Genomic DNA, 20,772 nt, shown 5'->3' with positions numbered 1-20,772 from the left:
GGTCCGGGGCCGCCGGATGCGTAACGGGCCGGTCAGGGAGTGTACTTGTACCCGACCCGGCGGACCGTCTGGATCGAACGGCGGTGCTCCGCACCGAGCTTGCGGCGCAGCCGGGCGACATGGACGTCGACGGTGCGCCCGTCGCCCACGTGCCCGTAGCCCCACACCGTCGTCACCAACTGGTCGCGCGTGTGCACCCGGTGCGGGTGCGCCACCAGGTGGGCCAGCAGCTCGAACTCCAGGTACGTGAGGTCGAGCGTGACGCCGTCGACGGAGGCCGTACGCCGCGTCGAGTCGATCCGGACCGGCCCGGGCGCCGCCGCCTCCTCGGCCGGCTTCGGCGCCGGCTGCCGGGCGAGGGACGCGCGGCCCTGCCGGTCGAGCTGGCGGCCGTGCTGCGAGGCGGCGACCGCACCGGCGAGCGCCGGCTGCTGGTCGGCCGGTACGAGCACCAGGTAGCCGATCATCGGCGGCTGGCCCGGAAGCGCCGGCAGCGTGTGCTGAGGGGCCGGCAGCCAGGTCGCGCCCGGCGGCAGGAAGTCGGCCACGTCGGAGAGCCGGGCGACCTCGTCGCGGTCGACGGCGCGCAGACGGTGGCGGTTGGGGGAGAGGGAGCGAGCGGTGGGGTTGGCCGCAGCGGGCGCCGGGGAGGCTGCGGTGGCAGCGGAAGCGGCGGAGAAAGTACGGGTGTTCGCCATGGAGGGTCAGCTCTTTCGCGCGAGGAGTCGTCGAGGACGGACTTACGTCGTGCGCGCGGACCGAAGGCCGGGGTGAGCGGCTTTAGAGGGCCTGCGCGTTCCACGCGCGGCAACACACCCGGTCGAAATCATGGTGCTGACGGGAAGGCCAGAACGGCTCAAGGTCGCTGCGACCCGACGCGATGTACTGGAAGCTGGCCATGGCTCCATTGAAGCAGACATTGCGGCAGTGCATCAGACTCCTCTCACCCGTCGATACGGCCTCTTGGCGTTACCTTCCTCACGCTGCGTTTTTTCTTGCTCACTTTTCCTTCCTCCGGTCTCGAACGAGCGGGGAAACACACGGAAAAGGGCCCGCCGGTGTGAACCGGCGGGCCCTTGGGACATCCGTGGCGTCGGGATCAGACCTGGTCGGCCTTCTCCAGCGCGGTGCAGCAGGTGTCGACGATGAGCCGCGTGACGACGTACGGGTCGACGTTGGCGTTCGGCCGGCGGTCCTCGATGTAACCCTTCTGGTCCTGCTCGACCTGCCACGGGATACGGACCGAGGCGCCGCGGTTGGAGACGCCGTAGCTGTACTCGTTCCACGGGGCGGTCTCGTGCAGGCCGGTGAGCCGGTCGTCGATGCCGGCGCCGTAGTTCTTCACGTGGTCCAGCGGCTTGGAGCCCTCACCGAGCGACTCGCACGCGGTGATGATCGCCTCGTACCCCTCGCGCATCGCCTTGGTGGAGAAGTTGGTGTGCGCGCCCGCGCCGTTCCAGTCGCCCTTGACCGGCTTCGGGTCCAGCGTCGCGGAGACGTCGAAGTCCTCGGCGGTGCGGTAGAGCAGCCAACGGGCCACCCACAGCTGGTCGGAGACCTCCAGCGGCGAGAGCGGGCCCACCTGGAACTCCCACTGGCCCGGCATGACCTCGGCGTTGATGCCGGAGATCCCGAGGCCGGCGGCCAGGCAGTTGTCGAGGTGCTTCTCCACGATCTCGCGGCCGAAGATCTCGTCCGCGCCGACCCCGCAGTAGTAGCCGCCCTGCGCGGCCGGGAAGCCGCCCTCCGGGAAGCCGAGCGGCCGGTGGCCGTCGAAGAAGGTGTACTCCTGCTCGATGCCGAAGATCGGGGCCTGGCCCGCGAACTGCTCGGCGACCGGACGCAGCGCGGCCCGCGTGTTGGACTCGTGCGGCGTCATGTCGATGTTGAAGACCTCGCACAGGACGAGGATGTCGTCGCCGCCGCGGATCGGGTCCGGACAGGTGAAGACGGGCTTCAGCACCCGGTCGGAGGCGTGGCCCTCGGCCTGGTTGGTGCTGGAACCGTCGAATCCCCAGATCGGCAGATCCGCCACGTCGCCCGACGGCGTGCCGTCCATGATCTTCGTCTTGGAGCGAAGCTTGGCGGTCGGCTCGGTGCCGTCTATCCAGATGTACTCAGCCTTGAACGTCACGGACGCCATCCTTTGCGGGTGCAGCGGTCTATGCCGCGCAGCTTGGCAAGACGCGATTTCCCGTCCGTTGCCCGAGTGTGAACCCCGTGTTACCGAGGCTTCCTGCGTTAGAAGGCAGCCTTGTCGGGACTCGTCATACGTTGCCCTTGAGGAGTTCCGAGAACCCGGCCGCGCGGATCCGCCGTACCAGTTCCTCCCGGCTCGACCCCAGCACCTCGGCCGCCCGGGACAGCTCCCAGGCCGCGCCCGCGAGGACGTGCAGCAGAAAGCCGCGCCGGATCTGGGCGTCGGAGAGCCGGAACGTCTTCAGGTAGGCGACCCGCCCCTTGTGGTCGGTGACCGTCTCTCCGATGTGCTGCCCGCTGCCGTCCCGGACGAACGGCGGCAGGAACCGCCACAGCGTGAACGACCCCATCCGGTACACCCGGTCGAACCCGTACGACGAGTCCAGCAGCTCCCGCGCGAACAGTCCGTCGTACGCCTCCTCCCACGCCCGCTCCTGCCCCCGCGCCGCCGCCCGCAGATCGGCGAGCGTACGGATGTGCTCCCCGCTCCCGAGCCGCGCCCCGAACTCCGCCACCGGCGCCCCGTACAGCGCGTACTGGTGCACCAGCTCCCCGTACAGGTCCTCCACCAGCGTCGCGTGCAGCAGCCGGTAGTCGTCCGGGTGCGGCACCACGAAGGCGGCGGCGAGCGCGTCGGAGACGTAGACCATGACGCCGCACTGGCCCGGGTGGATCTCGAAGATCCGCAGCGCCTCTCCGAGCCCGCGCACCGACCACCCGAGGTACGCGTCCTCCGCGCGCGGCGAGAGCCCGTCGCGCAGCGCCCGGCGCGACCACTCCTCCCAGGCGGTCGACGGCCCGCCGAAGTGCAGCGCGAGGTACCCCTCCAGGGCCAGGTGGAGCGGCAGGAACCGCAGCCGGTCGCCGGGACGGCGCTTGGCCATGCGGTGGAGGGGAGGCCGGGGCAGCCGGAGCGTACGCGGCGCGTCCGGCCCGCCGAACTGGGTCCCGTACGCGGCCGACCGCCCGCCGCCGCCCGGCACTTCGGGGCCCCCGCCCTCGCCGGACCAGTCGGCGACCAGCCCGTGCGGGATGTACGAGACGTAGTGGTCACGGGGCCCGAGCTCGACGATCCCCGCCCCGAGCCGCTCGTACACCTTCCGGTGCAGCCGGAGCCCCTCCACCGGCGCCTCACGCACCAGCGGTACGAGCCGGACGCCGCCCCACACCTGCGCGGGCCGGGTGGTGAGCCCGGTGAGCTCCAGCCGGTTCACGACACGGCCTCCTTCTCTTCCTCCCGGTCGTCCTCTCCCAGGAACAGTGCCACCCGCCGGTCCAGATACGCGTGCAGCTCCGCCGCCCCGGTCCGGCCCTCCGCGAACCGGGCGATCTTCACCAGTGCGGGCAGATCCTCCGCATCCCGGATCCCGGCCGTCGGAACCCCCGCCGCGAGCCGCCGTACGTCGAAACCGGCCGCGTCGTATACGGGGTTGACGTGCACCACCGCCGTCCGCCGCCCCGGATCCAGCCGCGCGCGCCACACCCGCAGCACCTCGCCCGCCAGACCCGCCGGGGCGTTGTCCCAGCCGTCCGAAACGATCATCAGCCGGTCCGGGGCCGCGCCGCCCGGCCCGGGCTCCAGCGCGTCCAGGACCCGCATCCCGAGCGGGGTCGGCCCCCACGGACGTACGAGCAGGGCGTCTCCCCGCCCCGAGGTCCACACCCCCCGGTACGCGCCCGGCGCGGCGAGTACCTCCAGCAGGTGGTGGCAGGCCAGGGCCACGGCGAGCGGCCGCCGCCGCTTCTGCCCCGACCCGGACGAGGAGAAGCTGTCGTCCAGCACGGCGTGGACCCGGCCCCAGCTCCCGGCGTGCCGGCCCGCCGCCCGGCGCGCGGCCGTGCGCAGGGCACCGGTCAGCTCGGTGCGGCGGGCGGCACGCTGCTCGAAGGGGAGCGCGAGGACGTACAGCGCCAGCCGGGTCAGCGGCATCGCAGCCAGGTCGACGTCCACCCGCTGAGTCACGGCGTGGGTACGCAGCCGCTCCAGCCGGGTCATCCGGGGCGCGGCCCGCTTCAGGAACGCCTCCCGCTTCATTCCGTGCCGGGCCGCGAACCCCTCCGCGACGGTGAACGGCAGCTCGGCCACGGCCCCCTGCTCGTAGTGCGCGCGCCGCCAGGCGTCCAGCAGCGGGTGCTCGTACCGCGGCAGCTTCCCCGGCCGGAACAGGAACGCCCCGACCTCGGCGAGCGGCTCCGCCCCTTGCGGGCAGCGCAGATGAACGTGGCGGGCGGCCGTCTTCACCCCGCTCCGGTACTTGACCGCGTCGTGCCCCAGATCGGGCCGGGCCGCCAGCCAGTCGCGCATGATCGCCCGGGTGCGCCGGTTGTTGATCCCGGCCCGGCGCACTTCGCCGAAGAGGCGGTAGACCCGCTGCGGAGGCAGCAGCGCCAGCCGGGCGGCGATCAGCCGGCCCTCGGTGCGCCGCTCCTCGGCGCTCGCCTCGCCCGCGGTCTCCAGGAGGCCGAGCACGATGCGGGCGGCATTGTGGTCGTTGATGTCGAGGGCCAGCGAAGCGGCGTACACACGGCGGTAATTGACCCGTACGTAGGCGTGCAGGAAGTCCAGCGACAGTTGCTGGTCGAGGACGCCGGAACGGAACTCGCGCTGTCCGGTCGCGGTGATCGCCGCATTCGCGAAGAGCAGGACGTCTTCGGCGGCGACGAGATCGGCAAGGGTCTCGCGGAGATCGGCAAGGGGCTCGGGCGGCGTGTTCATGGACTTCCCCCGGTGAAGACTGCGGATGCCGGCCGGGGAATGGAGGCGCGAACAACGAAAGCATCGCTTCACAGGCACGTCTCGGAAGTCGCAGCCGAAGTCCCGCGGCCGGCCCAGGAAACGTAACCTTGCCCGCCCGCTCTTCGCCACCGCATTCGGGTGGCACCTCACCGTCGCGGCACACCAGGCACACTGACCCCCATGACGACACCCGCCGACACCACCAGCACCACGAGCACGGCCACCCCCTCCACCCCCCTCCGCATCGGCCTCCTCGGCACCGGCCCCTGGGCGCGGAACACCCAGGCCCCCGCGCTCGCCGCCCACCCCGGCGTCGAGCTGAGCGGCGTGTGGGGCCGCCGGGCCGAGGCGGCGGAGGCCCTCGCGACGGCCCACGGGACCCGGGCGTACACGGGGGAGGCGGGGATCGACGCGCTGCTGGAGGCGAGCGACGCGGTGGCCTTCGCGCTGCCGCCGGACATCCAGGCGCCGCTCGCGGTCCGGGCGGCGGAGGCGGGCTGCCACATCCTGATGGACAAGCCGGTCGCCACGACGGTCGAAGGGGCCCGCGCGGTCGCGGAGGCGGCGGAGAAGGCCGGGGTCGCCTCGGTCGTCTTCTGCACGCTCCGCTTCGCGCCCGAGACCTCCGCGTGGATCGCCGAACAGACGGCGCTGGGCGGCTGGTTCACCGCCCGCGCCCAGTGGCTCGGCTCGCTGTACGCGGAGGGCTCGGCCAGCGAGTACGCCGACTCGCCGTGGCGGCGCGAGAAGGGCGGCCTCTGGGACGTCGGCCCGCACGCGCTCTCGGTGCTGATCCCGGTGCTGGGCGAGGTCGAGCACCTGACCGCCGCTCGCGGCCCCGCCGACACCACCCATCTGATCCTGCGCCACACCTCCGGCGCCTCCAGCACGGTGACCCTCGGCCTCAGCGCCCCGCCGGCCGCGGCGGGCATGGACATCGAGGTGCGGGGCGAGCACGGGGTCGCCGCGGTGCCGGGCTGGGACGGCGCGGCGGCGGCGTTCCGGGGAGCGGTGGACGCGCTGTCCGAAGCGGTACGTACGGGGGTCCCGCACGCCTGCGACGCCCGCTTCGGCCTCCGGCTGACGGAGCTGCTGGCGGAGGCGGAGAGCCAGGCGGCCCGGTAGCCGGTTGGCTCACGCCGGCGGAAGCGCCCGGCACAGGGCCTCCAGCGCTTCCGGGTAGGCGTGTTCGGCAGGCGTCGCGTATCCCACGACGAGCCCGTCCCGCTCGTCCGCCGCCGGCTCCGCCCCCGGGTGCCGGTAGTCGGCGAGCCCCTCCACCGCGAGCCCCTGCCAGGCCGCCGCCCGGACCACCGAACGCTCGGTGCCGGGCGGCAGCTCCACCACCGCGTGCAGCCCCGCCGCGATCCCGGTGACGCGGACGTGCGGGGCGCGCAGCTCCAGCGCCGCCACCAGCCGGTCCCGGCGCCGCCGGTGGCGCTGGCGCATCCGGCGTACATGACGGTCGTACGCGCCCGAGTCCACGAAGTCCGCCAGCGTCAGCTGGTCCGTGGTGCTGGAGAACTGCTCGCGCTCGCCCTTCGCCGCGACCACCGGCGCCACCAGCCGCTCGGGCAGCACCATCCAGCCGATCCGCAGGGCGGGGGAGAGGCTCTTGCTCACCGACCCCAGCAGCACCACATGCTCGGGATCGAGCCCTTGAACGGCGCCCACGGGCTGCCGGTCGTAGCGGAACTCCCCGTCGTAGTCGTCCTCCACGACGAGCCCGCCCTGGGACCGCGCCCAGTCGACCACGGCGGCCCGCCGCGCGGGGTGCAAAGGTCCGCCGGTGGGGAACTGGTGGGCGGGCGTGAGGAGTACGGCCCGGTCGCGGCGGGTCAGTTCAGCCACCCGGGCCCCGTCGCCGTCCACGCCCACGGGCCGGGTGCCGACACCGTGCGAGGCGAGCAGCTCGCGGTGGAACGGCAGCCCGTAGGCCTCCGCCACCCACGGCCCGCCCACCACCTGCGCCAGCAGCCGCAGCCCGTGCGCGGCGCCGGAACAGATCACGATGCGCTCCGGCGCGGCCCGTACGCCGCGTACCCGGGCCAGATAGTCGGCCAGCGCTTGCCGCAGCTCGGGCCGCCCGTGCGGATCGCCGGGCCCGAACGCGTCGTTGGGCGCGGTGGCGAGCGCCCGGCGTGCCGAGGCCAGCCAGGCGGTACGCGGGAAGGCGGCGGGGTCCGGCCGGCCCTGGACCAGGTCGTGGACGGGGCGGGAGGGGCGTTGCGGGGTGCGGGGGCGGTGGACCGGGGTGACGGGCGCGGCCCGCTCGGCGACCCGGGTGCCGGAGCCCTGGCGGGCGGCGAGCCAGCCTTCCGCGACGAGCTCCGCGTAGGCGTCGGCGACGGTGTTGCGGGCGAGGCCGAGGTCGACGGCGAGGGACCGGTACGGCGGCAGCCGCGTACCCGGGGAGAGCCGCCCGCTGCGGACGGCCTCACGGAGGGCAGCCATCAGGACGGCCCGGCGATTCCCCGTACCGGAGAGCTCCAACGGCAGATCACTGCCCAGGATCTCCGCCGAATTGACCCACGATTCAGCCATCGGAATGCACCTCACAACCAGTCGCCTGCCCTCATAGATTCGTACCCATGACGACGACAGAGATCAAGACGAACGACCGCACGGGCACCTCCGCCCCCACCGCCCGGCTCAATTTCGCGAAGGCGGCGCCGAAGGTGTTCCGGGCCGTGATCGGCCTGGACGCGGCGGCCCGCGAGGGCCTGGACCCGACGCTGGTCGAACTGGTCCAGATCCGCTCCTCGCACCTGAACCACTGCGCGTACTGCCTCCACATGCACACGACGGACGCGCGGAAGGCGGGCGAGAGCGAGGAGCGGCTGCACATGGTGGCGGTCTGGCAGGAGGCGGAACACTTCTTCACACCGAGGGAACAGGCGGCCCTGGCCCTGACGGACGCGGTCACGCGCGTCGCGGACGCGGGCGTCCCGGACGAGGTCTACGCCAGGGCGGCGACCCACTTCGCGGAGGAGGAGCTGGCCCAGCTCCTCGCCCTGATCCTCACGATCAACACCTGGAACCGCATAGCCCTCGCCACGGCGAAGCGAGCGGGCACGGACGAGCGCTGAGGGCCCGATCCCTTGATGGTCACCGCCCCAGCGCGTTCCGTACTGCCTCATCGCTCCGCGCCACCACGGCGGTCCCGTCCTCGGCGGTGATGATGGGCCGCTGGATCAGCTTGGGGTGCTCGGACAGAGCGGTGACCCACCGCTCCCGCGAACCGGCGTCCCGAGGCCACTCCTTGAGCCCCAGCTCCTTGGCCGCCGCTTCCTGCGTCCGCGTGATGTCCCAAGGCTCCAGGCCGAGCCGATCCAGAACATCCTGGATCTCCTCTGCCGACGGCACGTCCTCCAGGTAGCGCCGGACGGGGTAGTCAGCCCCTTCGGCGTCCAGCAGACCGACCGCGCTGCGGCACTTGGAACAGGCCGGATCGATCCAGATCTCCATGGGGCCAAGGTTACGCGAGGGGTTGCCGAAATGGCCTCTGGCCAGGGGCGATTGTCAGTGGGGGGCAGTAAAATGGAGGGAGTTCGTGAGGGTTCCACCACCCTGCCAGGAGGATGCCGATGGCCGTTGCCGCAGTCACGACCGAGCCGCTCGACCGACAGCTCCCGATGCCCTTCCACCCGCCGCTGCCGACCCCGCCGACGAAGAAGCGCCTGCCCGCGGGCCGCCCCCGCGAGTGGTACGTCTCGCACAACCGCCGCCTGAAGGCCATGCGCCTGGCGATCGCCCTGCTCGACAGCGGGGTCTACCAGCCGGCCAGTGCCGGAAACCACAAGATACGGACCACGGCCGAGCGCCTCGGCATGCACCCGCCGTCCGACACCACGTGCCGCATGGTCCGCGCCCTGATCCGCTACGGCCGCTGACACCACCTGCCCATCCGCCGACAGCCCTGTGCCTCCGGTCCGCACGGTCCGGGGGCACAGGTGTAGGTCTGCGTCGACGTCAGAAGCCGCTGCACGAGGCGCTGGCGAAGGCGCCCGATGCCGCCACTCGATGCCTCCGGTCGGTGTACGCGGGTGCCGGTGCCTCTACTGTGACCCGGTGACGACCGAGGCGATCATGCAAAAGGGCGGCCCCGGCACCGCCCGCCGCCTCCGGGCGAGGGGAGTGCGATGAGCGACCTGTGGACCGGCGAGAGGGTACGCCTGCGAGGCATCGAACCATCGGACTGGGAGGGCTTCCGGGCCCTGGCCCTGCACACCGTGGACGCCCGCAACGCCGACGTGGTCGAACCGCCGCGCTCCGACGAGAGCTTCCGCACCTGGGTCGCCGAGCGCGCCGACCGCACCCCGAACCCGGCCGCGTACCAACTGGTCATCGAGACCCGCTTCGAGCACGCCTTCGTCGGCGCGGTGTCGGTCGGCGAGACGGACGCCCGCGCCGGCCGCTTCCGTACGGGCATCGAGGTCACCCGCGAACACCGCCGCCAGGGCTACGCGGCCGAGGCCACCGAACTGGTCCTCACCTACATGTTCGCCGAACAGCGCAGCCACAAGTGCGAGGTGGAGGTCTACGCCTTCAACGACGCCTCCCTCGCCCTCTACCGCAAACTCGGCTTCGTGGACGAGGGCCGCCTGCGCCAGCACGAGTTCTTCGCCGGGGCCTACCACGACGTGGTGCTGCTGGGCATCACGGCGGACGAGTACTGGGCTGGGCGGGCGCGGCCTTCGCTGCGGTGAGGGAGAGACGGCGACCGGCCGCCCGGCGCCTGTAATCGGCCGAAACGCGCGGGGCGGCGGTCGTGGGAGTTCAGCTCCTCTCAAGCGTCTCCCAGATGCTGCCCTGGTTGCCGACCGCCTCCAGCAGGATGCTCTGGGAGCGCAGGGGAATGTCCTGGATGTACGGCAGGGCATCGGTGTTCCACGCCGCCAGATCGTCCACGACCATCTGGACGGGTCGACGAGCGTGGCGCAGCTCTCGGCCCGTTGTCGCCACAGGGCGCTCTGCCTACGCCCGGCCGCTTCCGACTCCATGTGGCTGATGAACTGGAAGCCCTTGGTGACGGCCATGGTGAACAGTCGGTCGGCGAGCACCGCCCGGTTCTCCGCCGTGTGCGGGTAACCGGCCGAGGTCAGGGTGTCCTCGACGAGGGTGTGGGGCACGGTGGGTGCGGTCAGGGCGACCGATCTCTCCGGGAAGGTGCCGACGGAACTCAGCGATCGTCGCGCATCTTGAGGTTCCCGATGAGCGGCATCTGGAGCCGCTCGTGTCCGGATCCCAGCGGGAAGACGCCGAGCAGCGTGCCCCGGCCGGTTCGGCCGAAGGTGAGGAGGAGGAAGTCGCCTGCCTGGTCCTGGCTCGCGTACACGGCCGCCGGTGCCTCCTCCGCCGGGCCGTGCCAGATATGACCTGCGGGTACGAGGTGGGGGAGGCGCGGGTACGCGCGGTCGCGGTAGCTGTCCATCAGGTCTTCCACGCACTGCACGGCGGCGCCGAGAGGCAGCGAGCTGGTCAGTTTCCGGTCGGAGCCGAGCATGGCCGTCGGAGCGGTGCGGCCTGCCCGGGACGGCTTGCCGCGTCGGTTGAAGAGACCCATCGTGTGATCCTTCCGTAGGTGTTCCGCTGTTCCGCCGGTACGTCCGCACCGTCACCGGCGCGGCGCCTCACTTCCTGAAGCGGGCCCGGCCCGACAGCCCGACCGCCGACGAGCAGACGGCCGCGGCCGCCAGTGACCACGGCACGGGCGCGGCGTGCCGGTCGTACAGGTAGAACGCGACGGTCATCAACAGCCAGCCGAGCACGCCACCGAGCAGCGCCAGCCCCGCGAGATCGAAGAGGACGGGTGTCGTCCGCTGCTCGCCTCCCCGCAGCATCCGCACCCCACCTGTGGGCAGCACCACGGCGAGCAGGGCGGACAGCAGGATGACCGGGGCGTCGAACCAGCCGGGCAGGTGGACCTCGTACTCCAATGACTGGACGGCGGTGAGGAGGGCGAGCAGGCCGGCGACCACAGCGCCCTGCCGGAGGCGTACGACCTCTACCGGAAGGCCATCTCGCGGACCGTCGGCGAGCGTGGGGCCGCGCTGCACCGGTACAACCTCGCCTCGATGCTCGGCGAGTTCGGCGAAGTGTTCGCGCCGGCGCTGTCGATGTCCGAGGCGGAGGTGCTCGACCTCGCCGTCGAGGAGGCACAACGCGCCGTGGAAGCCTTGCCTGTGGAGGACGCGCAGCGCCGTAGGTACGTCCTCGGTCTGGTCGCCCAGCTGGCCCGCCGGTACGAGCGGGAGCACCGCCGGGAGGACTTCGCGAGGGCCGTGGGGCTTCTGGAGGAGAACCTGGTGGCCGGGGTGGCAGCCATGACGGAGACCGAGGCGGCCCGGTGCCGCCTCGGCATCGCCTGGCTCTGGCGGACGCGCGCCTTCCACACGGTCGACCCGTCCGACCTCACCGTCGCGGAGAGGGTGCACCGGCAGGCCTTGGACGTTTACGGGGGAGCCTTCCCGCAGTTGGAGGTTCACCTCAAGTACGGCCTGGCGGTGCTGCTCGTACTCTCCGCCGAGAGCTGGATCGTGGGCGGGCGCCCCTTCACGGACGCTTTCGTCAGCCGGTTCCGGGAGGCGACAGAGCTGTATCGGTGGTGCGCGCTGCACGCCGACGGCCTCGTGCAGGACCGCATCCGCCGCGCCGACACCTGGGGGCGGGCCGCCGCGCGTCTGAAGAACTGGCGAGAGGCGCTCGCGGCCTACCGGCTCGCCTTCTCCTTCGTCCCGCTGCTCGCCCCTCAGCACCTGGCCAGGCCGGACCACGAAGAGCTGCTCACGACCCTGGACGGGGTGGCCGCCGACGCCGCGGCCTGCGCGCTCTCCGTGGGCGACCCGTACACCGCGCTGGAATTCCTGGAGAGCGGCAGAGGACTGTTCCTCACCGAGTCGCTCGGGCTCAGGGAGGAGCTGGCGAAACTCGACACGCACGCGCCCCTGCTGGGGAGCCGGTTCCTTCGGCTGCGGGCCGAAGCAGCCGCGTCGGCCGGCGGTGCCGGGTGGCGGCGCGACGGCTCGGAAGAGGCGGTCGAACCCGGCTTCTCGGAAACCGATGTGTCGGCCAAGCGCGCCTCGGCGGCAGAACTCAAGGAGGTACTGGGAGCTCTGCGCCTAGTACCGGGGCTGGAGCGGTTCCTGCTGCCACCGGACATCCGGGCCTTCGTCGAAGCATCGGCGGACGCGACCGGCCCCGTGGTCGTGGTCAACGTCTCCGCGGTGCGCTGCGACGCGCTCATCGTCCGCGACGGTACGGTCCGGGTGCTGCCTCTGCCCGAACTGACCTGGTTCGAGGCTCTGCGGCGGGCGGAAGACCTGCAGCGGTCCACCTGGCAGGCCTCGGATCGCGGTCTGTCGCTGGATGAGCGGGCCTCGGCCGAGCAGGAGCTCTCGGTCGTCCTCGACTGGCTCTGGCGCACCGTCGCCCGCCCGGTGCTGGACGACCTCGACCGGCCACGGCCGGCTTCCCGCCGGCGTCCGGCCGCCCTGCCGGGTGCGGGGCACCGGCGACCACGCGTCTGGTGGTGTGCGACGGGACCGCTGAGCGGTATGCCGCTCCACGCGGCCTCGCCTCTCCCCGACCCGGCGCGACCGGCGGACACGAGCACCGCCGCCACGGACTCCGTCATCGACCGCGTGGTGTCCTCCTACGCCCCGACGCTGAGCGTGCTGGCGTACTCCCGGGACACCACCCTCGGCAACGCTCCCAAGGTGCTCGCCGTCGGGCTCAACCCCGGGACAACCGAAGCTGGCCGGCGCCTGCTTGGAGGTGGACGCCGTGTGCCGCTGGGCGCCGGACGCCATGCCGCTCCGGGACGAGGAGGCGAGCCGCGCGGCGGTCCTCGCCGGGCTGCGGACGCACGACTGGGTGCACTTCGCGGGCCTCGCCGCACAGGATCCGTCGGCCGACGACAACGGACACCTGATCTGCCACGACCACGCGGCCGAGGGCCCCCTGACCACCTCCGACATCGCGGACGCCCAGTCGGCGTCCCGGTTGTTCCTCGCCTACCTCGCCGCCTGCGACACCGCCCGGGGCCGCGCCAACCTCATCGACCAGGCGATGCACCTCGCGGGCGGCGTGCAGTCGGCGGGCTTCGCCCATGTCGTCGCGTCGTTCTGGCCCCTGCAGAGCACCACGTCCCTGCTGATGACCAAGACCTTCTACACGTATCTGGAAGGGCGTCCCGTCTCCCACGACACCGTCGCCCGAGCCGCCGATCACGCGGCCCGCGCCGCCCGCGAGAGCAGCCCCGGACGCCCCTCGTGGTGGACCTCCTTCCACCACATGGGGCCCTGAGGCCCGCGCAGCACGAGCGAGGGCCGCCACCTCCCGGAAGGAGGTGGCGGCCCTCAGCCGTCTTCAGGCGCTGCAGCGAGTGCGCCCCGCGGCCTAGATGTCGAAGTAGAGCTCGAACTCGTGCGGGTGCGGCCGCAGCTGGATCGGGGCGATCTCGTGCGTGCGCTTGTAGTCGATCCACGTCTCGATCAGGTCCGACGTGAAGACGCCGCCCGCCTGGAGGTACTCGTTGTCCGCCTCCAGGGCGTCGAGCACGGCCGGGAGGGACGTCGGGACCTGCTGGACGTTGGCGTGCTCCTCGGGAGCCAGCTCGTAGAGGTCCTTGTCGATCGGCTCGGCCGGCTCGATCTTGTTCTTGACGCCGTCCAGGCCCGCCATCAGCAGCGCGGAGAACGCGAGGTACGGGTTGGAGGACGGGTCCGGGGCGCGGAACTCGACGCGCTTGGCCTTCGGGTTCGAGCCGGTGATCGGGATGCGCATCGCGGCGGAACGGTTCCGCTGCGAGTACACCATGTTGACCGGGGCCTCGAAGCCGGGCACCAGGCGGTGGTACGAGTTCACCGTCGGGTTGGTGAAGGCCAGCAGCGACGGCGCGTGCTTCAGGATGCCGCCGATGTAGTAGCGCGCCATGTCCGAGAGGCCCGCGTAGCCCTGCTCGTCGTAGAAGAGCGGCGAGCCGCCCTGCCACAGCGACTGGTGCACGTGCATGCCCGAGCCGTTGTCGCCGAAGATCGGCTTCGGCATGAAGGTCGCGGTCTTGCCGTTGCGCCAGGCGACGTTCTTCACGATGTACTTGAAGAGCATCAGGTCGTCGGCCGCGGCGAGCAGCGTGTTGAACTTGTAGTTGATCTCGGCCTGGCCGGCGGTGCCGACCTCGTGGTGCTGGCGCTCGACCTGGAGGCCGTTCTTGTCCAGCTCCAGGGAGATCTCGGCACGCAGGTCGGCGAAGTGGTCCACCGGCGGGGCCGGGAAGTAGCCGCCCTTGTAGCGGACCTTGTAGCCGCGGTTGTTCTCGACCGCACCGGTGTTCCAGGCGCCGGCCTCGGAGTCGATGTGGTAGAAGCTCTCGTTCGCCGACGTCTGGAAACGGACGTTGTCGAAGACGTAGAACTCGGCCTCCGGGCCGAAGTACGCGGTGTCCGCGATGCCGGTCGAGGCGAGGTAGGCCTCGGCCTTCTTGGCGATGTTGCGCGGGTCGCGGCTGTACTGCTCGCCCGTGATCGGGTCGTGGATGAAGAAGTTGATGTTGACGGTCTTGTCACGGCGGAAGGGGTCCACCCGAGCCGTCGACAGGTCGGCGCGCAGCGCCATGTCGGACTCGTGGATCGCCTGGAAACCGCGGATCGACGAGCCGTCGAAGGCGAGTTCCTCGGCCGGGTCGAAGGTCGCTGCCGGGATCGTGAAGTGCTGCATCACCCCGGGCAGGTCGCAGAACCGGACATCGATGAACTTGACGTCGTTGTCCGCTACGTACTTCTGCACTTCGTCGGCGTTCTGGAACATCCAACTCCTCCTACTCCCGACCCGGGACGGGCGGGGTTGTAGCTCGTGGTGCGGCCAGTGCGGTGGCACACGCTGGTCCCGACCATAGGCAGGCGTGATTTCTCAAGCATGACCCATTTGTTTCGCCCAAGTTAACCGGGGCGAGGGTGACCGGCATCTCAGCGGCTGTCTCCGCGCGGCTGTTTCCGTGCCCCGCCCGGCCGGGCTCAAACACGGGCGCAGTACCGTGGACGGGTGGACAACAGGCAAGCAATCGGATCGTGGCTCTCGGGGCCCCGCGCGGCCGCCGAAGAGATGGGTGCCGACTTCGGCTACCGCGGCAAGCGGCTCGGGCTGCCCGAGGAGGGGCCGGGGGCCATCGCGCCGCTCGGACGCCGCTTCGGGGCCATCTTCATCGACTGGTCGCTCTGCATGGTGATCGCATACGGGCTGCTCGCTCGCGGTGACCAGCAGGCGGCGGGGAACTGGGCGCTCGGCGTCTTCCTCCTCATGAGCGCCCTCACCGTCGGCACCATCGGCTGCACGCCCGGCAAGCGCCTCCTCGGGCTCCGCGTGGTCTCCGAGGACGGCGGCCGTCTCGGCTTCGTACGCGTCGTCGTACGGACCGTCCTGCTGCTGCTCGTCATCCCGGCCCTCGTCTGGGACCGCGACGGGCGCGGCCTCCACGACCGCCTCGGCCACGCCGTACAGGTCCGGATGTAGTCGCTCGTACGAACCTCGCGGAACACAGCGGCCCCGGACCTCGTCGGTCCGGGGCCGTCCTGTGTACCTCGCGTACGTCCGCGGTCAGCGCATCTTTCCGCCGCGCGGCATCCGCATGCCCTTGGGCATCGGGCCCTTCGGCAGCGGCATGTTGCTCATGAGGTCGCCCATCGCGCGCAGCCGGTCGTTGGTGGCGGTCACCTGCGGGCCGGTCAGGACGCGGGGGAGCTTCAGCATCTTGGTGCGGACCTTCTTCAGGGGCACCTGGCCTTCGCCGTTGCCGACGATGATGTCGTGGACCGGGACGTCCACCACGATGCGGGCCATCTTCTTCTTCTCGGCCGCCAGCAGGCCCTTCACCCGGTTCGGGTTGCCCTCGGCGACCAGGACGATGCCGGCCTTGCCGACCGACCGGTGCACGACGTCCTGGCTGCGGTTCATCGCCACCGCGGGGGTCGTGGTCCAGCCGCGTCCGATCCGGTCCAGGACGGCGGCCGCCGCACCGGGCTGGCCCTCCATCTGACCGAAGGCCGCTCGCTCGGCCCGTCGTCCGAAGACGATCGCCATCGCGAGGACGGCCAGGACGAAGCCCAGGATGCCCAGGTAGACCGGGTGGCCGATCACGAAGCCGATGCCGAGGAGGACACCGAACGTGGCGATTCCCACGCCCGCGACGATGAGCCCGATCTTGCTGTCGGACCGCCTGGTCATCTTGTAGGTCAGAGCGATCTGCTTGAGCCGCCCTGCGTTCTCGGCGCTGTCCGCGCCTTCGGTTTTTGCCTTCCTCGCCATGTACCGAAGTTTACGTGGCGTGGAAGCGGCCTAGTAACGGTGGTCGGCCACCGCGTCCGGTACGTAAGGGGACTCCACCCGGTCCTCGGCCCGGCGGCGGTCCTCCAGGACGGCCGTCCAGGCGTTGCGGCGGGCGGTGCGCTGGCCGCTGCTCAGGAGCAGCGACTCGACGGCGCGCAGGGCGGTGGTGACGGACGGAAGGGCGTGGGCGCGGACCGGTGCGGCCTGCATGGTGTTCCCCCTCGGAACGGATGCGCCACGCGGGGCGCGGACTGAGTACGGGAAGCGGTGACGGCGGCGGCGCGGGAGCTGCCGCCGCACATGTACCTAGGGTCACCGCTTGGTGTTACCAGAGCGTGACCGGTGGGTCAAACACCAATGAACCCTTCATTCCGGTGCCCCGCACGCCGAAGCGGCCCATCCGCGCCCCTCACCTGCGGGGAGCGTACGAGCCGCCTCGGCCTTGCGGTTACTGCTCGGTGGACCGGGTGAGCGGACTCACACGGCTCCTCACACGGCCTGGGCCGTCGGCACGCCGGTCGCGGCAGCGCCGCGCGCCTCCATCGCCTGCTGGAAGAGACGGCCCGCGCGGTACGAGGAGCGCACCAGCGGCCCCGACATCACGCCGGAGTAGCCGATCGCGTCGGCCTCGTCCTTCAGCTCCACGAACTCCATCGGCTTCACCCAGCGCTCGACCGGGTGGTGGCGCACGGTGGGCCGCAGATACTGCGTGATCGTGATGAGCTCGCAACCCGCGTCGTACAGGTCCTGGAGCGCCTCGCTGACCTCTTCGCGGGTCTCGCCCATGCCGAGGATCAGGTTCGACTTGGTCACCAGGCCGGCCTCGCGGGCCCGCGTGATGACTTCCAGGGACCGCTCGTAGCGGAAGCCGGGGCGGATGCGCTTGAAGATGCGCGGCACCGTCTCCACGTTGTGCGCGAGCACCTCCGGACGCGAGGAGAAGACCTCGGCGAGCTGCTCGGGCTCGGCGTTGAAGTCGGGGATCAGCAGCTCGACCTTGGTCGCGCCCGCCTCCCGCTCCGCCGTCAGCGTGTGGATCTGGCGCACGGTCTCCGCGTACAGCCAGGATCCGCCGTCCTCCAGGTCGTCGCGGGCGACGCCGGTGATGGTGGCGTAGTTCAGGTCCATCTTCACGACGGACTCGCCGACCCGGCGGGGCTCGTCACGGTCCAGCGCCTGCGGCTTGCCGGTGTCGATCTGGCAGAAGTCGCAGCGCCTCGTGCACTGGTCGCCGCCGATGAGGAAGGTGGCCTCGCGGTCCTCCCAGCACTCGAAGATGTTGGGGCAGCCCGCCTCCTGGCAGACCGTGTGCAGCCCCTCGCCCTTCACGAGATTCTGCAGCTGCTTGTACTCGGGGCCCATCTTCGCCCGCGTTTTGATCCACTCGGGCTTGCGCTCGATGGGGGTCTGGCTGTTTCGGACCTCCAGGCGCAGCATCTTGCGCCCGTCGGGTGCGACAGCGGACACTCCGGCTCCCCTTTGCTTTCTGCTGCGTGGGATTCGCATGGGATTCTTCGGCGAACACCAGGGTACGCCCGTAAATCAAACGGCCTTGCGTCTGGGCAACCTGCGGCCGACGGGGCCTATTCCCCGGCCGGTGGCGGCGGTCGGAGCTACTGACCGGTACTACCTTCCGGTAATACACCGCGTTACGCCGGGGCTGCGGCCCTCGGCTGCCCGACCGGCTCCACGGCTGGTTGCGCGACCGGCCGCTCGACTGCGCGGGGCGCGAGCTCCGCGTTCTCCAGGATGTTCCGCAGGTGCTTCTCGGCGACCGGCAGCACCTCCTCGATGGTGATCTCCCGGCCCAGCTCGTTCGAGAGCGAGGTGACCCCCGCGTCCCGGATGCCGCACGGCACGATCCGGTCGAACCAGGTGTTGTCCGGGTTCACGTTCAGTGCGAAGCCGTGCATGGTCACGCCCTTGGCGACCCGGATCCCGATCGCGGCAAGCTTGCGGTCCTCGCGGCGCTGGCCGGCGTTGGACGGTGCGTACTCCGGTCCGTTCAGCCGCGGGTCGAACTCCTCGTCCTGGAGTCGCGGGTCGAAGTCCAGCGAGAGCCCGCCGAGCGCCTGGCGCCGCTCGACCGGGTCGCCGAGCACCCAGACACCGCTGCGGCCCTCCACCCGCGAGGTCTCCACCCCGAAGTCGGCGGCCGTACGGATCAGCGCGTCCTCCAGGCGGCGGACGTGCGCGACGACGTCGACCGGGCGCGGCAGCTTCTGGATCGGGTAGCCGACGAGCTGACCCGGGCCGTGCCAGGTGATCTTGCCGCCGCGGTCCACATCGATGACCGGGGTGCCGTCCAGCGGACGTTCGTTGTCGGCGGTACGACGGCCCGCCGTGTAGACCGGCGGGTGCTCCAGGAGCAGGCAGGTGTCCGGCACCAGGTCCTCGAACCGGGCCGCGTGCACCTCACGCTGCTTCTGCCAGGCCTCCGTGTACTCGACGGCCTCGTCACCGAAGCCCAGACGGACGAACCGCAGCTCGCTCACGACAGATGCCTCCCTACGTCGGACGCCGTGTGCCCGAAGGGGTGTCCCCGGGATGACGGCACCCTGCACTGATCGCGCCCTCAACCACTGTACGGCCGTCACCCGTCCGGCCCTCCGGCAGGTGGAGGAGGCGCCTCCTGGCTGCGTGTTTCGACCTGAGAGAGGTCTGGTCCCTTCTGTCAGCTCTGTCCGCAATCCTCACACGATCGGATGAACGTGGAGCAAAGGGTGGCTCCGACCGCCCCGGCGGACGCTAAATTCGCGCCGTTCCCCAGGGGCTGCCCGGGCCCCCGAAGGCAGGAGACCGTACAGCTGATGTCGGAACGACCCCCGCAGCGCACGCCCAACCGCCGCCTCGCCGCACTCATCGCGGAAGCCGGGTTCTCCCATGCGGGCCTCGCCCGCCGGGTCGATCAGCTCGGCCTCGAACACGGCCTCGACCTGCGGTACGACAAGACCTCGGTCACCCGCTGGCTGCGGGGACAGCAGCCGCGCGGCACCACGCCCGCCCTGATCGCCGAGGTCTTCACCCGGCGTCTCGGACGGCGGCTCTCGGCCCAGGACCTCGGCCTCGACGCCTGCGCGCCCGTCTACGCGGGCCTGGAGTTCGCGGCCACACCCACCGAGGCCGTCGACATCGTCAGCGGCCTCTGGCGCAAGGACTCCGGTACGCACACCGAGCTGCGCAAGATCGCCTTCACGCCCGCCGGTCTGGTCGTCCCGAGCCGCGACTGGCTGATCGGCCGCGCCGACGAGTGGGTGGCCCGCGACGGCGGCGCGGCCCAGCCGCCCGCCGCGCACCGCAGAGGCGGTGCCGGAGCTCCGGCACCGGCACACGGCCGTACGGACGGGGCGGCAGGGGCCCAGTGCGCCGACGCCCGCGGTGTGGCCCGTCCCGGCGGGCCCGTGCGCCCGGTCGGCAGGCCCACCACCGGCCATCCGGTCCCGGCCGGCGGCCGGCCCTCGACGGTGACGGACCCGTCCGGTACGGCCCGCCCAGCAGCGGGGCCGGGAGCGGGAGCCCTGCCCGGTTCCGGAGCGTCATCCGGTACGGAGACGCTCCCCGTCGTCCCGCGCCAGCGGCAGACCGAGCGCGGGCCCGGCCTCCGGGTCGGCAACGGTGACGTCGCGGCGCTGCGCTCGGTCGGCGAGCTCTTCCGCACCCTCGACCACACCTACGGCGGCGGCCACGCCCGTCAGGCCCTCGTGCGGTATCTGGAGCACGAGGCCGAGCCGATGCTCCGCGGGAGTTACGGCGAAGCCACCGGGCGCCGCCTCTTCGCCGCGGTCGCCGACCTGACCCGGCTGGCCGGCTGGACCTCCTTCGACATCGCCGCCCACGGCCTGGCCCAGCGGTACTTCGTCCAGGCCCTGCGACTCGCCCAGGCCGCCGGTGACCGCGGCTACGGGGCGTACGTCCTGATCACCATGAGCCGCCAGGCCGTCTACCTCGGCCACGGCAGGGAGGCCGTCCAGCTCGCCCGGGTCGCGCAGCAGGGCATCGGCTCCGCCGCACCGCCGCTCGTCCAGGCCCTGCTCCACTCGGTCGAGGCGCGCGGCCACGGGATCCTCGGCGAGGCGCGGGCCTGCACCGCCGCGCTGACCCGGGCCGAGCACGCCCTGGAGACCGCGCGCCCCGGCGACGAGGCGCCGCCGTGGGCCCGCGCCTTCGACGAGGCCCAGCTCGCCCACGAGCTCGGCCACTGCCACCGCGACCTCCAGCAGTACCGGGCCGCCGCCCAGCACGCGGAGCGATCGCTCCAGCTGCGCGCTCCGGCGTACGCCCGTAGCCGGCTGTTCTGCCGGGTGGTACTGGCCTCCGCGCGGCTGGGCCTCGGCGAGCTGGAGCAGGCCTGCCGGCTGGGGGCCGAGGCGGCTCAGCAGGCCTCCGAGATGCGCTCGGTCCGGGCCGCCGAGTACGTACGCGCCTTCGAGCGCAGCCTGGAGCCGTACCGGGACGCCGCGCCGGTACGCGGCTACCGCGACCGGGTGGCGGCGCTCGGCTGAAACCGCGCG

General features: G+C 71.8%; 21 protein-coding genes. 7 read left to right on the top strand and 14 right to left on the bottom strand.

What is annotated here, in order from left to right; genetic code table 11:
- Positions 1–32: 32 nt before the first annotated feature.
- From ABZ267_RS16735 to ABZ267_RS16720, 4 genes are all read right to left on the bottom strand, one after another.
- Entirely contained in the window at positions 33–698 is a 666-nt protein-coding gene (locus ABZ267_RS16735) for a winged helix-turn-helix domain-containing protein (RefSeq protein ID WP_356751670.1), read from the bottom strand.
- Between the two features lie 401 nt (positions 699–1,099).
- Positions 1,100–2,134, bottom strand: coding sequence for a glutamine synthetase (gene glnII / locus ABZ267_RS16730; protein ID WP_327217878.1), 1,035 nt, complete (start codon positions 2,132–2,134; stop codon positions 1,100–1,102).
- Between the two features lie 133 nt (positions 2,135–2,267).
- Entirely contained in the window at positions 2,268–3,413 is a 1,146-nt protein-coding gene (locus ABZ267_RS16725; protein WP_356751672.1) for a hypothetical protein, read from the bottom strand.
- Positions 3,410–4,915 carry a hypothetical protein gene (locus tag ABZ267_RS16720; RefSeq protein ID WP_356751674.1) on the bottom strand — a complete coding sequence of 502 codons (1,506 nt, stop codon included), beginning with the start codon at positions 4,913–4,915 and terminating at the stop codon, positions 3,410–3,412. Before ABZ267_RS16720 ends, ABZ267_RS16725 begins: the two co-directional genes overlap by 4 nt.
- 201 nt (positions 4,916–5,116) lie before the next feature.
- Between ABZ267_RS16720 and ABZ267_RS16715 the strand changes: the two genes are divergently transcribed.
- Positions 5,117–6,061, top strand: a complete 945-nt coding sequence (locus tag ABZ267_RS16715) for a Gfo/Idh/MocA family oxidoreductase (protein ID WP_356751676.1) — start codon at positions 5,117–5,119, stop codon at positions 6,059–6,061.
- 9 nt (positions 6,062–6,070) lie between these two features.
- On the opposite strand, the gene ABZ267_RS16710 is transcribed toward ABZ267_RS16715, so the two are convergent.
- The gene (locus tag ABZ267_RS16710; RefSeq protein ID WP_356751678.1) at positions 6,071–7,480 is read right to left on the bottom strand and encodes a PLP-dependent aminotransferase family protein; all 1,410 of its coding nucleotides are present in this window, start codon (positions 7,478–7,480) and stop codon (positions 6,071–6,073) included.
- A gap of 47 nt (positions 7,481–7,527) precedes the next feature.
- On the opposite strand from ABZ267_RS16710, the gene ABZ267_RS16705 reads away from it, so the two are divergent.
- Positions 7,528–8,025 (top strand): carboxymuconolactone decarboxylase family protein, encoded by a 498-nt coding sequence (locus ABZ267_RS16705; RefSeq protein ID WP_356751680.1) that lies wholly within the window; start codon positions 7,528–7,530, stop codon positions 8,023–8,025.
- Between the two features lie 19 nt (positions 8,026–8,044).
- On the opposite strand, the gene ABZ267_RS16700 is transcribed toward ABZ267_RS16705, so the two are convergent.
- Positions 8,045–8,404 carry an ArsC/Spx/MgsR family protein gene (locus ABZ267_RS16700; RefSeq protein ID WP_356751682.1) on the bottom strand — a complete coding sequence of 120 codons (360 nt, stop codon included), beginning with the start codon at positions 8,402–8,404 and terminating at the stop codon, positions 8,045–8,047.
- A 119-nt stretch (positions 8,405–8,523) separates the two neighbouring features.
- Here ABZ267_RS16700 and ABZ267_RS16695 point away from each other — a divergent pair, with 119 nt between their 5' ends.
- A complete protein-coding gene (locus ABZ267_RS16695) occupies positions 8,524–8,829 on the top strand; it encodes a hypothetical protein (protein ID WP_356751684.1) in 306 nt (101 codons plus the stop codon).
- 249 nt (positions 8,830–9,078) lie between these two features.
- A complete protein-coding gene (locus ABZ267_RS16690; protein WP_356751686.1) occupies positions 9,079–9,645 on the top strand; it encodes a GNAT family protein in 567 nt (188 codons plus the stop codon).
- Positions 9,646–9,715: 70 nt separating this feature from the next.
- Here the strand turns inward: ABZ267_RS16690 and ABZ267_RS16685 are convergent, their stop codons facing one another.
- The 3 genes from ABZ267_RS16685 to ABZ267_RS16675 all read right to left on the bottom strand — a co-directional run bounded on the left by ABZ267_RS16685 (position 9,716) and on the right by ABZ267_RS16675 (position 11,196).
- Positions 9,716–9,901: a hypothetical protein gene (locus tag ABZ267_RS16685; RefSeq protein ID WP_356751687.1), complete on the bottom strand. Its 186-nt coding sequence runs from the start codon at positions 9,899–9,901 to the stop codon at positions 9,716–9,718.
- Between the two features lie 217 nt (positions 9,902–10,118).
- Positions 10,119–10,502 (bottom strand): hypothetical protein, encoded by a 384-nt coding sequence (locus ABZ267_RS16680; protein WP_356751689.1) that lies wholly within the window; start codon positions 10,500–10,502, stop codon positions 10,119–10,121.
- A 67-nt stretch (positions 10,503–10,569) separates the two neighbouring features.
- Positions 10,570–11,196, bottom strand: coding sequence for a hypothetical protein (locus tag ABZ267_RS16675; protein WP_356751691.1), 627 nt, complete (start codon positions 11,194–11,196; stop codon positions 10,570–10,572).
- 1,495 nt (positions 11,197–12,691) lie between these two features.
- Here ABZ267_RS16675 and ABZ267_RS16670 point away from each other — a divergent pair.
- A complete protein-coding gene (locus tag ABZ267_RS16670) occupies positions 12,692–13,243 on the top strand; it encodes a CHAT domain-containing protein (protein ID WP_356751848.1) in 552 nt (183 codons plus the stop codon).
- A gap of 93 nt (positions 13,244–13,336) precedes the next feature.
- Here ABZ267_RS16670 and glnA read toward each other — a convergent pair whose 3' ends face one another.
- Positions 13,337–14,746 (bottom strand): type I glutamate--ammonia ligase, encoded by a 1,410-nt coding sequence (gene glnA, locus ABZ267_RS16665; protein WP_356751693.1) that lies wholly within the window; start codon positions 14,744–14,746, stop codon positions 13,337–13,339.
- Between the two features lie 294 nt (positions 14,747–15,040).
- Between glnA and ABZ267_RS16660 the strand changes: the two genes are divergently transcribed.
- On the top strand, positions 15,041–15,448 hold the full coding sequence (locus ABZ267_RS16660; RefSeq protein WP_356751850.1) for an RDD family protein: 408 nt from the start codon (positions 15,041–15,043) through the stop codon (positions 15,446–15,448).
- Between the two features lie 84 nt (positions 15,449–15,532).
- Here ABZ267_RS16660 and ABZ267_RS16655 read toward each other — a convergent pair whose 3' ends face one another.
- The 4 genes from ABZ267_RS16655 to lipB all read right to left on the bottom strand — a co-directional run bounded on the left by ABZ267_RS16655 (position 15,533) and on the right by lipB (position 18,756).
- Positions 15,533–16,240, bottom strand: coding sequence for a DUF4191 domain-containing protein (locus ABZ267_RS16655; RefSeq protein ID WP_356751695.1), 708 nt, complete (start codon positions 16,238–16,240; stop codon positions 15,533–15,535).
- A gap of 30 nt (positions 16,241–16,270) precedes the next feature.
- Complete coding sequence (locus tag ABZ267_RS16650; protein ID WP_356751697.1) at positions 16,271–16,471, bottom strand: hypothetical protein; 201 nt, start codon at positions 16,469–16,471, stop codon at positions 16,271–16,273.
- 279 nt (positions 16,472–16,750) lie between these two features.
- Positions 16,751–17,728, bottom strand: a complete 978-nt coding sequence (gene lipA / locus ABZ267_RS16645) for a lipoyl synthase (RefSeq protein ID WP_356751699.1) — start codon at positions 17,726–17,728, stop codon at positions 16,751–16,753.
- Between the two features lie 182 nt (positions 17,729–17,910).
- A complete protein-coding gene (lipB, locus tag ABZ267_RS16640) occupies positions 17,911–18,756 on the bottom strand; it encodes a lipoyl(octanoyl) transferase LipB (RefSeq protein WP_356751701.1) in 846 nt (281 codons plus the stop codon).
- Between the two features lie 315 nt (positions 18,757–19,071).
- Here lipB and ABZ267_RS16635 point away from each other — a divergent pair, with 315 nt between their 5' ends.
- On the top strand, positions 19,072–20,763 hold the full coding sequence (locus tag ABZ267_RS16635) for a regulator (protein ID WP_356751703.1): 1,692 nt from the start codon (positions 19,072–19,074) through the stop codon (positions 20,761–20,763).
- The last annotated feature ends 9 nt before the right edge of the window (positions 20,764–20,772 follow it).

This window comes from Streptomyces sp. NPDC006174, assembly GCF_040614075.1.
In the GTDB taxonomy this organism is placed as follows: domain Bacteria; phylum Actinomycetota; class Actinomycetes; order Streptomycetales; family Streptomycetaceae; genus Streptomyces.
The sequence above is the reverse complement of the archived record's forward strand: the minus strand, read 5'-3'. Positions and strand labels throughout refer to the sequence as shown.